The organism is Belnapia sp., assembly GCF_059504005.1.
Map to the genome: position 1 here is coordinate 164,492 of NZ_JCACHU010000157.1, position 12,547 is coordinate 177,038.

12 protein-coding genes are annotated in these 12,547 nt (G+C 70.5%); all 12 read right to left on the bottom strand.

All coding sequences use genetic code 11. The annotated features are described in order from the left end of the window. A complete protein-coding gene (gene fabZ / locus AC5JJ1_RS23950; RefSeq protein ID WP_495787625.1) occupies nucleotides 1–501 on the bottom strand; it encodes a 3-hydroxyacyl-ACP dehydratase FabZ in 501 nt (166 codons plus the stop codon). Between the two features lie 4 nt (nucleotides 502–505). Further along, nucleotides 506–1,489, bottom strand: a complete 984-nt coding sequence (gene lpxD / locus AC5JJ1_RS23955) for a UDP-3-O-(3-hydroxymyristoyl)glucosamine N-acyltransferase (protein WP_495787712.1) — start codon at nucleotides 1,487–1,489, stop codon at nucleotides 506–508. Between the two features lie 69 nt (nucleotides 1,490–1,558). Then, entirely contained in the window at nucleotides 1,559–2,374 is an 816-nt protein-coding gene (locus AC5JJ1_RS23960; protein WP_495787626.1) for an OmpH/Skp family outer membrane protein, read from the bottom strand. A gap of 47 nt (nucleotides 2,375–2,421) precedes the next feature. Beyond that, nucleotides 2,422–4,653: an outer membrane protein assembly factor BamA gene (gene bamA, locus AC5JJ1_RS23965; protein ID WP_495787627.1), complete on the bottom strand. Its 2,232-nt coding sequence runs from the start codon at nucleotides 4,651–4,653 to the stop codon at nucleotides 2,422–2,424. 268 nt (nucleotides 4,654–4,921) lie between these two features. Further along, nucleotides 4,922–6,025 (bottom strand): RIP metalloprotease RseP, encoded by a 1,104-nt coding sequence (gene rseP, locus AC5JJ1_RS23970; RefSeq protein WP_495787713.1) that lies wholly within the window; start codon nucleotides 6,023–6,025, stop codon nucleotides 4,922–4,924. Between the two features lie 42 nt (nucleotides 6,026–6,067). Further along, nucleotides 6,068–7,237: a 1-deoxy-D-xylulose-5-phosphate reductoisomerase gene (gene dxr / locus AC5JJ1_RS23975; protein WP_495787628.1), complete on the bottom strand. Its 1,170-nt coding sequence runs from the start codon at nucleotides 7,235–7,237 to the stop codon at nucleotides 6,068–6,070. After that, nucleotides 7,228–8,079, bottom strand: coding sequence for a phosphatidate cytidylyltransferase (locus AC5JJ1_RS23980; protein WP_495787629.1), 852 nt, complete (start codon nucleotides 8,077–8,079; stop codon nucleotides 7,228–7,230). Before AC5JJ1_RS23980 ends, dxr begins: the two co-directional genes overlap by 10 nt. A gap of 13 nt (nucleotides 8,080–8,092) precedes the next feature. Beyond that, nucleotides 8,093–8,767: a polyprenyl diphosphate synthase gene (gene uppS, locus AC5JJ1_RS23985; protein ID WP_495787714.1), complete on the bottom strand. Its 675-nt coding sequence runs from the start codon at nucleotides 8,765–8,767 to the stop codon at nucleotides 8,093–8,095. Nucleotides 8,768–8,850: 83 nt separating this feature from the next. After that, nucleotides 8,851–9,423: a ribosome recycling factor gene (frr, locus tag AC5JJ1_RS23990; protein ID WP_495787630.1), complete on the bottom strand. Its 573-nt coding sequence runs from the start codon at nucleotides 9,421–9,423 to the stop codon at nucleotides 8,851–8,853. 115 nt (nucleotides 9,424–9,538) lie between these two features. Continuing rightward, nucleotides 9,539–10,264 carry a UMP kinase gene (gene pyrH / locus AC5JJ1_RS23995; RefSeq protein WP_495787631.1) on the bottom strand — a complete coding sequence of 242 codons (726 nt, stop codon included), beginning with the start codon at nucleotides 10,262–10,264 and terminating at the stop codon, nucleotides 9,539–9,541. A gap of 123 nt (nucleotides 10,265–10,387) precedes the next feature. Next, a complete protein-coding gene (tsf, locus tag AC5JJ1_RS24000; protein ID WP_495787632.1) occupies nucleotides 10,388–11,308 on the bottom strand; it encodes a translation elongation factor Ts in 921 nt (306 codons plus the stop codon). Between the two features lie 152 nt (nucleotides 11,309–11,460). Then, nucleotides 11,461–12,300, bottom strand: coding sequence for a 30S ribosomal protein S2 (gene rpsB, locus AC5JJ1_RS24005; protein WP_495787633.1), 840 nt, complete (start codon nucleotides 12,298–12,300; stop codon nucleotides 11,461–11,463). Nucleotides 12,301–12,547: the final 247 nt, after the last annotated feature.

Here is a 12,547-nt window from a genome sequence, read left to right on the forward strand (position 1 = left end):
TCAGCGGTCCAGGATCATCGCGGTATAGGTCGCCTCGGCCACCACCTTGCCGTCCACCTTCGCCTCCGCCGCGAATTTCCAGATATTGCCGCGCTGCCGGTCCTTGTTGACATGGATGCGCAGCTGGTCGCCCGGATGCACCGGCTTGCGGAATTTGGCGCCCTCGACGGACATGAAATAGACCAGCTTGCCACGCGCCTCGGGGCCGAGCGTCTCCACCACCAGCACGGCCGCCGTCTGCGCCATGCTCTCGACGATCAGGACGCCCGGCATCACCGGATGCTCCGGGAAGTGGCCCTGGAAGAAATTCTCGTTGATCGTGACGTTCTTGATGCCGACGCAGGAATGGTTTTTCCGCACCTCGACGATGCGGTCCACCAGCAGGAAGGGGTAGCGATGGGGAATGGCGCGCATGATCTGCGCGATGTCGAAGGCCTCGACCCTCCCTTCCTCGCCGACCGGACCGGCGGTCTCCGCCGCCCTCGCCTCGCTCGCATCCATTGCCTTAGCCCGCCTTCCCCTCATCCTGCCGGGCCGCACCCAGCTTCCGCAGCCGCGCTATGGAGCGCCAGAACTCCCGCACCGGCCAGGCCGGGCTGCCGATGACGTCCGTCTTCGCGGGCACGTCGTTCATGACCCCGGCCTGCGCCCCGATCCGCGCCCCGCTGCCGATCTCGATATGCCCGGCAATACCACCCTGGGCCGCCAGCTGCACGTAGTCGCCGAGTACCGCTGAGCCGGCAATGCCCGCCTGCCCGACGATGATGCAGCCCCGGCCGGTTCGCACGTTGTGCCCGACCTGCACCAAATTGTCGAGGCGCGAGCCCGGCCCGATGACCGTATCGCCCTGGCTGCCGCGGTCGACGCAGCTGTTCGCCCCGATCTCGCAGAAGTCACCGAGCAGCACCCGGCCGAGCTGCGGCATGGTGACGAAACTGCCGTCTGCCGTCGGCGCGAAACCGAACCCCTCCTGCCCGATCCGCGCCCCGGGATGCAGCACCACCCCGCGCCCGGCCACCGCATGGCTGATGCTGCAATGCGGATGCAGCCGGCAGCCATCGCCGAGCTCCACCCCCGGCCCGACCACCGCATGGGCGCCGATGATGCAGCCCTGCCCGATCCGCGCCCCGGCCCCGATCACGGCGCAGGGCCCGATCTCGCAGCCCTCCCCTACCACCGCGTCAGCGGCGACGACGGCGCTCGGATGCACGCCGGCCACCGGCGCCGGCAGCGGGTGGAACAGCGCTGCGATCCGGGCGAAGGCGAGGTAGGGAAGCGCCGCCGTGATGGCGATCGTGCCCTCCGGCACTTGGCCGGCCAGGGCCGGGGCCAGCACCACCGCCCCCGCCCTGGTCGCCGCGAGCGCCGGCAGGTACTTCCGGTTGTCGAGGAAGCTCACTTCCTCCGGCCCTGCCGATTGCAGCGGCCCGACGCCGGCGAAGGATCGTGTCGGATCGCCTGCGCTCTGCGCGCCGGCGGCGAGGAGCATGTCGGCCAGCCGCTGCGGGCCGGCCGACGGGAAGAAGCGCGGATCGACCGCCACGGCCGCCCCCTTGCTTCAGCGCCGCTGCTGCTGCGTTGCCGGGGCCGGCGCGGCCGGCCGGGCGGGTGCCTGGGCCGCCGGGGCCTCGGTCCCGCCGCTGGTGTCGGCCGGCATGGTGACGCTGCGCAGCACGCGGTTGAACTGCTGCGCCACCTCCTCCGTCAGGTCGAAGGGTGGGTCGTTGAAGATCACCAGCGGCCGCGGCAGCACAAGATTCACCTTCCGGCTCGCCGCCACCTGGCGGATGACGCCGCCAAGCGCCTGCTCGATCTCCTGCAGCGCCTGCTGCGCCGCCTGCTCGATGGCGCGGGAGCGCTCGCGGAAGATGCGCTGGCTGTCGGTGATGCGGTCCTGCAGCGTCCGCTCCCGCTCGCGCAGCTGGTCCGGCGGCAGGGAGGCGCGCTGGTTCGCCAGTTGCTGCTGCTGCTCGCGCCAGCTGTTCTGCTCGCGCTGGAGGTCGTCGTTGAGCCGCTGGCGCCGCCGCTCGATCTCGTCCCGCACCTGATTGAAGGCGGTGGAGACGCGCTGGATCTCGGGGACGTCGACGATGCCGATGACGGCATCCGGCGGCTGCTGGCCAGGTGGCAGGGGCGCCGGCGCTTGGGTGCTGGGCCGCCCCGGCTGGGCCTGGGCCGGGCGCTGCTGCTGCTGCGCCGGCTGGGCAGGCCGTTGCTGCTGCGGCTGTTGCTGCTGGGCCGGCCGCTGGCCCCCGGGGATGAAGAAGCCCGGATCCTGCTGCTGCTGGGCAAGCGCCGGCCCTCCCACCAGGGCGGCGATCACCAGGGCCAAGGCGGGGCGGAGCAGGGCGGACGAGGCGCGAGAGGCTGGCATAGGCAGGAAAATCCCAGGGTTCAGGTGATCGGGGTCACAAGCTGCGGTCAGAACCGGGTGCCGAAGCCGAACCGGAAGATCTGCGTCTCGTCGTAGGACTTCTTCACCACCGCCTGGGCGATGTCGATGTTGATCAGGCCGAAGGGGCTGCGCCAGGAGACGCCGATGCCGGCGCCGACCCGGGGCGAGGCATCATCGGCGACGCCCTGCCCGGACACGGTCTTGGAGAGCGAGCCGACATCGACGAAGGCGCGTCCGACCAGGCCGAGCTCGGACGGGAGGGGCAGCGGGTAGCGCAACTCGGTGGTCTGGGTCCAGAGCAGGCGGCCGCCCAGGCTGTCCCGCGTGTTGATGTCGCGCGGCCCGGCGCCGGCGATGCGGAAGCCGCGCAGGTTCTCGCCGCCGAGGAAGAAGCGGTCGATGATGCGGGTCTGCTTGCCGAACAGGTCCTCGAGATAGCCGACGCTGCCGGAAACGGACAGCAGGTAGTCCGGGTCGCCGAGCCAGGATTCGAGCGGGATGTAGTAGGTGCCGTCGAGCCGCGCGCGCAGATAGGCGACGTCGCCGCCGAGGCCGGCGAAGTCGGTGCCGAGGCGGAGCACCGCGCCGCGCCGCGGATCGACGATCGAATCGCGCAGGTCGTAGGTCAGCGTCTGGCCGATCTGCGAGAGCAGCGTCGTGCCCTGCTGCTCGGTGATGAAGCGCGAGGCGCCGAGCGCGACATCGGTGATGCGCCGGTTGGTGAGCGTATAGGCCCAGGTCTGCCGCAGCCGCTCGTTGAAGGCGTAGCCGGCGCGGAGGGTGAAGCCCTGCCGCTCCTCCCGGTAGGAGGCGATGTTCAGCAGGTTGCGCTGGACGTAGAAGATGTCGACGCCGGCGGCGAGGTTGCGGTTCAGGAAATACGGGTCGGTGACGGAGATGTCGACCTGGCTGCGGCGCTGCGCGATGGTGCCGTTGATGCGCGCATCGATGCCGGTGCCGAGCAGGTTGCGCTCGCGCAGGCCCACATCGGCGAGCGCGCCCGCATCCGTCGAGTAGCCGCCGCCGATCGAGACCTCGCCCGTGGCGCGCTCAGCCACCTGGGTGTTGAGGATCGCCCGGTCCGGCGCCGAGCCCGGGGTCGAGGTGACCTGCACGTCGGAGAAGTAGCCGAGGTCGCGCAGCCGCTGCCGGCTGCGCCTGATCTGCGCGGCATTGAAGGCATCGCCCTCCGCCAGGCGGAATTCGCGCCGCAGCACGCGGTCTTGGGTGCGGGTGTTGCCGTTGATCTCGATGCGCTCGACATAGACCCGCGGCGCCTCGTTGATCTCGAAGGTCAGGTCGACCCGGCGATCCTCGCGGTTGCGGGTGATCCGCGGCTGCACGTCGACGAAGGGGAAGCCCCGGAGATTGGCGGCATCCTGGATCGCCTGCGCGGTGCGCTCGACGACGTCGCCGTCATACCAGTCGCCCTCGGAGACATCGACCAGCCGCCGGACGCTCGCCGCGTCGAGGTTGCGGAGGTTGGAGACGACCTCCACCTTGCCGACGCGGTAGCGCACGCCCTCGTCGACCGAGTAGGTGACGAAGAAGCCGGTGCGGTCCTGCGCCAGCTCGGCCGTCGCGTTGGTGACCTGCACGTCGGCATAGCCGTTGCGGAGGTAGAAGCGGCGCAGCAGCTCCCGGTCGAAGGCCAGGCGCTCCGGGTCGAACTGGTCGGAGGAGGAGAGGAGGCGGTACCAGGCCTGCTCCTTGGTCGCCACGATCTCCTTCAGCTTGCTGTCCGAGTAGGACTGGTTGCCGACGAAGTTGATGCGGGCGACGAGGGCAGCCTCGCCTTCCCGGATTTCGTAGACGATGTCGACGCGGTTCTGGTCGCGCTGGATGATCTTCGGCTCGACGGTCGCGGCGAAGCGGCCGCGGCGGGCGTAGAGGTCGAGGATGCGCTGGCGGTCGGCCTGGACCGCCTGGGTGGTGTAGACCGAGCGCGAGCGGAGCTGCAGCTCCTTGCTCAGCACGTCATCCGAGATCTTGCGGTTGCCCTCGAAGGCGACGCGGCTGACGATCGGGTTCTCGGTCACCTGCACGAGGACGCGGCCGCCCTCGCGGCGGATCTGCACGTCGCTGAAGAGGCCGGTCGCGTAGAGCGACTTCAGGCTGCGGTCGAGCCGGTCGGCATCGAAGGCATCGCCCGGCTGCAGCAGCATGTAGGAGCGGATGGTGTCGCCCTCGATGCGCTGGTTGCCGGTGACATCAATGGCCTGGACGACCCCTTCCGCGGCCGGCGGGCGGGCCGGCACGGCGCGCGCGGGTGGACGCGGCCTTGCCTGGGCCTGCTGCTGGCGGGTCTGCGCCTCGGCCGCCGCCGGGATCAGGCCTGACGCGATGCAGGCGGTGGCAGCAAGGAAAACACGGAAGGAAGGGAGCAAAGTGCAGGCCCGTAACGTTGGGGTTCAGCGAGCGGGCCGGAGAATAGCCGCGCACCACCGCCACCGCCACCCCACTCCTCGCGCCTTCGCTACTAATCCACTCAAAGACTTAGCCGACGGACCGCAGACGGGCGAAAAACTACCCGACGAGCCCCGCCACCCAGCGCCCGATGGCCCCACCCGCGATGTCGTTCCAGGAGGCGAAAAGGAAGAGCGAGACCAGCAGCGCGAATCCGGCGCGGAAGCCGTATTCCTGGGCCCGCGGCGGCAGCGGCCGGCCGCGGATCGCCTCCGCCGCGTAGAAGACGAGATGCCCGCCATCCAGCAGCGGAATGGGGAAGAGGTTCAGCAGGCCTAGGCTGACCGAGAGCAGCGCCATCAGGTTGACCAGCGGCGACAGGCCGAGCGAGGCCGCCTCGCCCGAGACCTCGGCGATGCGGATGGGCCCGCCGAGCTCCTTGGCGCTGCGCTCGCCGACAATCATCTCGCCGATGCCCTTCAGCGTCAGCCAGGTGATGTCGGCCGTCTGCACCGCCCCGGCGGCAAGGGCCGAGAAGGGGTCCAGCCGCTCGAAGCGCGAGGCGCCGCCCTGGATGCCGAGCACGCCGACCGGCCCCTGGCCGTTGTCGCGCGCCTCCGGCGTCACGGTCACGACCTGCTCCACCCCGTCGCGGCTGACGGCAACCGCCACCGGCTTGCCGATGCGCGGCTGGATGTAGCGCTGCACCTGCTCGAAGCGGCTGACCTTCTGCCCGTCGAGGGAAAGGATCGCATCGCCCGGCAGCAGGCCGGCCCGCGCCGCGGCCGAGCCCTCGACCACGGTGGTGATGCCCGTGCCGCCCATCGGCTGCCCGACCGTCATGAACAGCCCGGCGAAAAGCAGGATGGCGAGCAAAAAATTGGCGACCGGCCCGGCCGCCACGACGATGGCCCGGCTGGAGACCGGCTTCTCATGGAAGGTGCGCCCCGGCTGCCAGCCCGCCCGCACCTCGGGCGCGACATCCTCGGGCGTCTCCTGCCCATGCAATTTCACATAGCCGCCGAGCGGGATCCAGCCGAGGCGCCATTCCGTCCCGCGCTTGTCGCGGCCCTGCAGCAGCGGCCGGCCGAAGCCGATGGAGAAGGCATCGACATGCACGCCGCGCCAGCGGGCGGCGAGGTAGTGCCCCATCTCATGCACGAAGACGAGCACGCCGAGCACGACGGCGAAGGCGATCAGCGTGCGCGGCAGGGCCGGCAGCATGTTCCAGAGATGGCCAAACACGTCCAAAGCCGTCGCTCCTGCTCAGGCCGCCGCCCGCCTCGCGGCGAGCCGGCCAGCCTCCTCACGCGCCGCCGCATCCACGGCCAGCACCGCCTCGAGCCCGTCGATGGCGGGGTTGCCGAGGGCGCCCAGCGTCTCCTCCACCACCGCAGCGATGTCGAGAAAGCCGAGGCGCCGCCCGAGGAACAGCGCCACCGCCACCTCGTTGGCGGCATTCAATATGGTGGTAGCGCCCTGCCCCGCCTGCAACGCCGCCCGGCATAGGCGAAGGGCGGGGAATCGTACCGTATCCGGAGCGAGAAATTCCAGCTTCCCGAGCGCGACCAGGTCGAGCCGCGGCACATCGACCGCCATCCGCTCCGGCCAGGCCAGCGCATGGGCGATGGGCGTCCGCATGTCCGGCGAGCCAAGCTGGGCGAGGACCGAGCCATCGGCATACTGGACCAGGCCATGCACAGTCGATTGCGGGTGGATCAGGATCTCGATCCGCTCCTCCGGCACTGGGAAGAGCCGGGCGGCCTCGATCAGCTCGAGTCCCTTGTTGAACATCGTCGCGCTGTCGACCGAGATCTTGGCGCCCATGGACCAGACCGGGTGGCGCACCGCCGCCTCCGGCGTCGCCGCCCGCATCGTGACGAGGTCGGCATTGCGGAAGGGCCCGCCGGAGGCGGTCAGCACGATCTTCTCGATCACCGCCGGGTCGCGCGTGTCAAGCGCCTGGAAGATGGCGTTGTGCTCGGAATCGACCGGCAGCAGCGTCGCCCCCGACCGGCGGGCCTCGGCGAGGACGATCTCGCCGGCGCAGACCAGGCTCTCCTTGTTGGCCAGCGCCAGCGTGCGGCCGCGCTTCAAGGCGGCCAGGGTGCTGCGCAGGCCGGCGGCGCCCACGATCGCCGCCATGGTCCAGTCGGCCGGCCGGGCCGCCGCCTCGATCACCGCCTCGGCCCCCGCCGCCGTCTCGATGCCGCTGCCGGCCAGGGCCTCGCGCAACGCGCCGAGGCAGGCCGGGTCGGCGACGACCGCCAGCCGCGCGCCGAAGCGCCGGGCCTGGGAGGCCAGCGCCGTCACGTCCCGCCCGGCGACCAGCGCCTCCACCGCGAAGCGTCCGGGCGGCGCTGCCGCCAGCAAGGCCATGGTGCTGCGGCCGACGGAGCCGGTGCTGCCGAGAACAGTGATGCGCTTCAACGCCATAAGGCTTCCCCAGGCCCCAGCAGCACGCCAAGCAGCGCCGCCGCGGGCGCAGCCGAAATCACTCCGTCCAGCCGGTCCAGCAGGCCGCCATGGCCGGGGATGAGGCGGGAGGAGTCCTTCACGTTGAAGCGCCGCTTGATCCAGCTTTCGAACAGGTCCCCCGCCTGCGAGAGCAGGCCGAGGATGGCGGCGATCACCAGCACCCGCGGAAGGGGCACCGTCGCCGGCTCCATCACATACGCCGAGAGCGCGCCGACCGCCATCGCGGAGACGAGCCCCCCCGCCGCCCCGGACCAGGTCTTGTTGGGGGAGATGGCAGGCGCCAGCTTCGGCCCGCCGAGGGCCCGGCCTGCGGCGTAGGCGCCGATGTCGCTCGACCAGACGATGAGGAAGAGGAACACGACGTTGCGCAGCCCCGCCTCCGCATCCCCCCTGAGATGGATCAGGGCGAGGCCGGCAAGGCCGATATAGACCACCCCGAAGGCCAGCCAGAAGCCCGGCACAGCCCGGCGGAAGCGCGGCGGCTCGGCCACGGCCCAGAGCCCGGCGAACCCCACCCCCAGCACGGCGAAGGCCCAGAGCCAAGCCCCGCCCACCCCCAGCACGCCGGCCAGCAGCACCGCCACCGGCACCACCATCCCCGGCAGGCGCTTGGTCGAGAAGCCGCAGAGCCTCACCCATTCCCAGGCCAGCAGGGCGACGGCCGCGGCCATCAGCGCCGTCCATGCCTCCGCCCCGAGCCAGATGCACAGCAAGGCCGCCGGCCCGAGCAGCAGGGCCGAGAGGGCGCGCTTGCGCAGGTCGGGCCAGCGCGAGGCGGGCCGGGCGGCCGGGTCGGTCACGCGCGGCGGTCGCTCATCCCATGCGGGCGCCGAAGCGCCGCTCCCGCCGGCCATAGTCGCGGAGCGCCCGCGCCAGGTGCTCGGCGCCGTAATCGGGCCAGAGCACGTCCTGGAAGACGAATTCGGCATAGGCCGCCTGCCAGAGCAGGAAATTGGACAGCCGCTGCTCGCCCGAGGTGCGGATGATGAGGTCGGGGTCCGGCATGCCCGCGGTGAAGAGGTGCCGGGCGAAGGCCGCCTCGTCCACCGCCTCCGGATCGAGCTGCCCGTCCCGCGCCGCCGCCGCCATCGCCCGCGCCGCAGCGACCATCTCGTCCCGCGCGCCGTAGCTGAGGGCAACGGTGAGGTTCAGCCGCGTACCCCCGGCGGTCACCGCCTCCGCCTGGTCGATCTCCCGCATGGTCTCGGCGCCGAAGCGCGCCCGGTCCCCGATCACCCGGAGGCGGATCCCCTCCTTGGCGAAGGTCGCCACCTCGGAGCGAAGATAGAGGCGGAGCAAGCCGGTGAGCGCCGTCACCTCCTCCGCCGGCCGCAGCCAGTTCTCGGAGGAGAAGGCAAAGAGCGTCAGCCAACCGATGCCCTCATGGGCGCAGGCCTCGATGGTGCGGCGCACGGCCTCCGCCCCCGCCTTGTGGCCGAGCGCCACCGGCAGCCCGCGCGCCTCGGCCCAACGGCGGTTGCCGTCCATGATGACGGCGACATGCTGCGGCAGCGCGCCTGGGGAGGCGGTGTCGGGCAGCGGCTGGAGCTTGGGGGCGCCGGACACGAGGCTCAAACCTGCCGGATGTCCTTCTCCTTCTCGGCGAGCGTGCTGTCGACCTGCTTGATGTACTGGTCGGTTAGCTTCTGCACCTCGTCGGACCAGTGCTTGACGTCGTCTTGGCTGATCGGCGCCTTCTTGTCCTTCTCCTGCGCCTTCACTTGCTCCATCCCGTCGCGGCGGACGCCGCGGACCGCGACCTTGGCGCTCTCGGCATACTTGCCGGCGGTCTTGATGAGCTCGTTGCGCCGCTCCTGCGTCAGCGGCGGCAGCGGCACGCGGATCACCTGGCCCTCGGTCTGCGGGTTGAGGCCGAGGCCGGAGTCGCGGATGGCGATCTCGACCGCCTTCACCACCGACTTGTCCCAGACCTGGACCGAAAGCAACCCGGGCCCGGAGACCGAGACATTGGCGACCTGGTTCAGCGGCTGGTTGTTGCCATAGGCCTCGACCCGGATCGGCTCGAGCAGCGCCGGGCTGGCGCGGCCGGTCCTGAGGCCGGAGAATTCCTTCTTCAGCAGCTCGATCGCGCCATCCATCCGGCGCGTCAGATCCTGTTTCAGCGTCTTGAGGTCGGCCGGCATGGCCTGTCTCTCCCGATCGGTGCGGCCCGCGGCATGGCCCGGGGCCTCGTCACGTCGCGCCCAGGGCGCGTGTAAGCCCACTTCACCACGCGAAGATGGCGGGAAGCGGGCGGCGTCAGTGCTGCTCGATCACCGTGGTGAACTTCCCCTCGCCCTGCATCACGGCGGTGAAGGCGCCGGGCTCGTGAATATTGAAGACGATGATCGGCAGCTTGTTCTCGCGGCACAGGCTGATCGCCGCGGCATCCATCACCAGCAGGTCCCGGGCGAGCATGTCGAGATAGGTGAGCGTCACGTAGCGCTCCGCCTTCGGGTTCTTCCGCGGATCGGCCGAATAGACGCCATCCACCTGCGTGCCCTTGAAGAGCGCGTCGCACTCCATCTCGGCGGCGCGCAGCGCGGCGGCGGTATCGGTGGTGAAGAAGGGGTTGCCGGTGCCGGCGGCGAAGATGACGACCCGGCCCTTCTCCATGTGGCGGATGGCCCTTCGCCGGATATAGGGTTCGCAGAGCGACTGCATGGGGATGGCGCTCAGCACCCGCGTCGGCAGCCCCTGCTTCTCGAGGGCCGACTGCATGGCGAGCGCGTTCATCACCGTCGCCAGCATGCCCATGTAGTCGGCCTGGGCACGGTCCATGCCCGCCGCGGCGCCGGCGATGCCGCGGAAGATATTGCCGCCGCCGATGACGAGGCAGACCTCCGCGCCGAGGTCGACGACGCCCTTCACATCCTCGGCGATCCGCCGGACGGTCGCGGATTCGAGGCCGTAGTCGCGGTTGCCCATCAGCGCCTCGCCGGACACCTTGAGCATGACACGCTTGTAGCTGGTCGGCTGGTTCATTATGGGACCGTCACGGGGGCCAGGAACGATATGCAGCGGCCCCCGGCCCCGCAAGGCCCTGGACGAGCCACGGACGCCACATGCGGGTGAGCGAGGAGCCCGCCCACATGCAACGGTTTCGGCTCAGGCGGCGCCGACGCCCGAGACCTTGGCGACCTCGGAAGCGAAGTCGGGCCCGACCGGCTTGTCGATGCCCTCGCCGAGTTGGAAGCGGGCGAAGCCTGACAGCTTGCCGCCGGCCTTCTGGACGATGGCCCTCACGCGGCTCTCGCCGTCATGCACCCAAACCTGCTCCAGCAGCACCACTTCCTCGTAGTACTTGCGGATGCGGCCCTCGACCATCTTCTCGATGATGGCCTCCGGCTTGCCGCTGGCGCGGGCCTGCTCGGAGAGCACCGCCTTCTCCCGCTCGAGCGCCGAGGGGTCGACGGCGGAGACGTCGAGCGCCTCCGGCCGGGTGGCGGCGACATGCATGCCGATCTGCCGGCCGAGGCCCTCGAGCGCCTCGATCTCGGAGGCGCCCTCGAGCGCCACCAGCACGCCGATCTTGCCGAGGCCCGGGCGGATGGCGTTGTGGGTGTAGGTGGCGACGGCGCCGCTGCTCACCTCGAGGCGACGCGCGCGGCGGATCGTCATGTTCTCGCCGATGGTGGCGATGAGGCGCGTCAGCTCCTCGGTCACGCTGTGGCGCGTGCCGGGATAGGTCGCCGCCTTCAGCGCCTCGACATCCTCGCCGACGGAGAGCGCCAGCCCCGCCACCTCGGCGACGAAATTCTGGAACTGCTCGTTGCGGGCGACGAAATCGGTCTCGGCATTTACCTCGACCATGGCAGCGACGTTGGGGGCGCTGGCGACGCCGACCAGGCCCTCGGCGGCAACGCGGCCGGACTTCTTGGCGGCTGCCGAAAGGCCCTTCTTCCGAAGCCAGTCGATCGCGGCTTCCATGTCGCCGTTCGACTCCACCAGGGCCTTCTTGCAGTCCATCATGCCGGCGCCGGTCTTGTCGCGCAGGTCGCGAACCATCGCTGCGGTGATTTCGGCCATGGATCAACCCTCCATCGAGCGTGATCGCCGCAGGCTGGGACGGCCGGAGGCGTGACTCACGCGACACAACAACCAATTCAACGCGGCCGCCCAACCCGGACGGCCGCCATACGCGTCTGCAACACGGCCCGCCCGAAGGGCGGGACGAAAGCTCAGGCCTGCGCGGCGGGCTGCTCCGCCGGGGTCTCCTCGGCCGCGGCGGCCGCGGTGAACTCCTCCGGCGTCGCCTCCTCGGCGGCGGCGGTCAGCGCCTCGTCCTCGGGCAGCTCCTCGACCGCGCCCATGTCGACGCCCGAGGCCTGCAGCCCGGCCGAGATGCCGTCGATGACGGCGCCGGCGATCAGGTCGCAATAGAGGTTGATCGCGCGGATCGCGTCGTCATTGCCCGGGATCGGGAAGGCGACGCCCTGCGGATCGGCATTGCTGTCGACCACGGCGATGACGGGGATGCCGAGCTTGTTGGCCTCCTCGATCGCCAGCTTCTCCTTCACCACGTCGATGACGAAGATAATGTCGGGCAGGCCGCCCATCTCCTTGATGCCGCCGAGCGCGCGGTCGAGCTTCTCCTTCTCGCGCGTCAGCATCAGGATCTCCTTCTTGGTGAGACCCGTGATGTTGCCGCCGAGCTGCTCCTCCATCTGCTTTAGGCGCTTGATGGAGCCGGTGATGGTCTTCCAGTTGGTCAGCATGCCGCCGAGCCAGCGGTGGTTGACGTAGTACTGGCCGCAGCGGGCCGAGGCCTCGGCCACATACTCGGCCGCCGCCTTCTTGGTGCCGACGAAGAGCACGCGCCCGCCGGCCGCCACCACGTCGCGGACGGCGCGCAGCGCACGGTCCAGCATCGGGACGGTCTGCTGCAGATCGAGGATGTGGACCTGGTTGCGGACGCCGAAGATGTAGGGCGCCATCCGCGGGTTCCAGCGCCGCGTGTGGTGGCCGAAATGGACGCCTGCCTCGAGCAGCAGGCGAAGGGAAACCTGGGGCATCGCCATGATGGGCGAGATCCTTCCTGTCAGTCCGGTTGAGCCTCCGCGGCGCCTTCCCGGGGTTCCCCGGGACCGGACCCTGCCAAGCCGGAAGGGCGCGCCGCGTGCGAATTTGCCGCGCCGGGTGGCCCCGGCTTCGGCGGGGCGTGCTATGGCACGGCCGGCAGTCCCGAGCAAGCCCGCAAGGGTCGGCCGCGCCATCCTTGCGGAGGTGGTTGCAACTCGGGAGGCGGAACCCGGGGAGGGCAGCGAG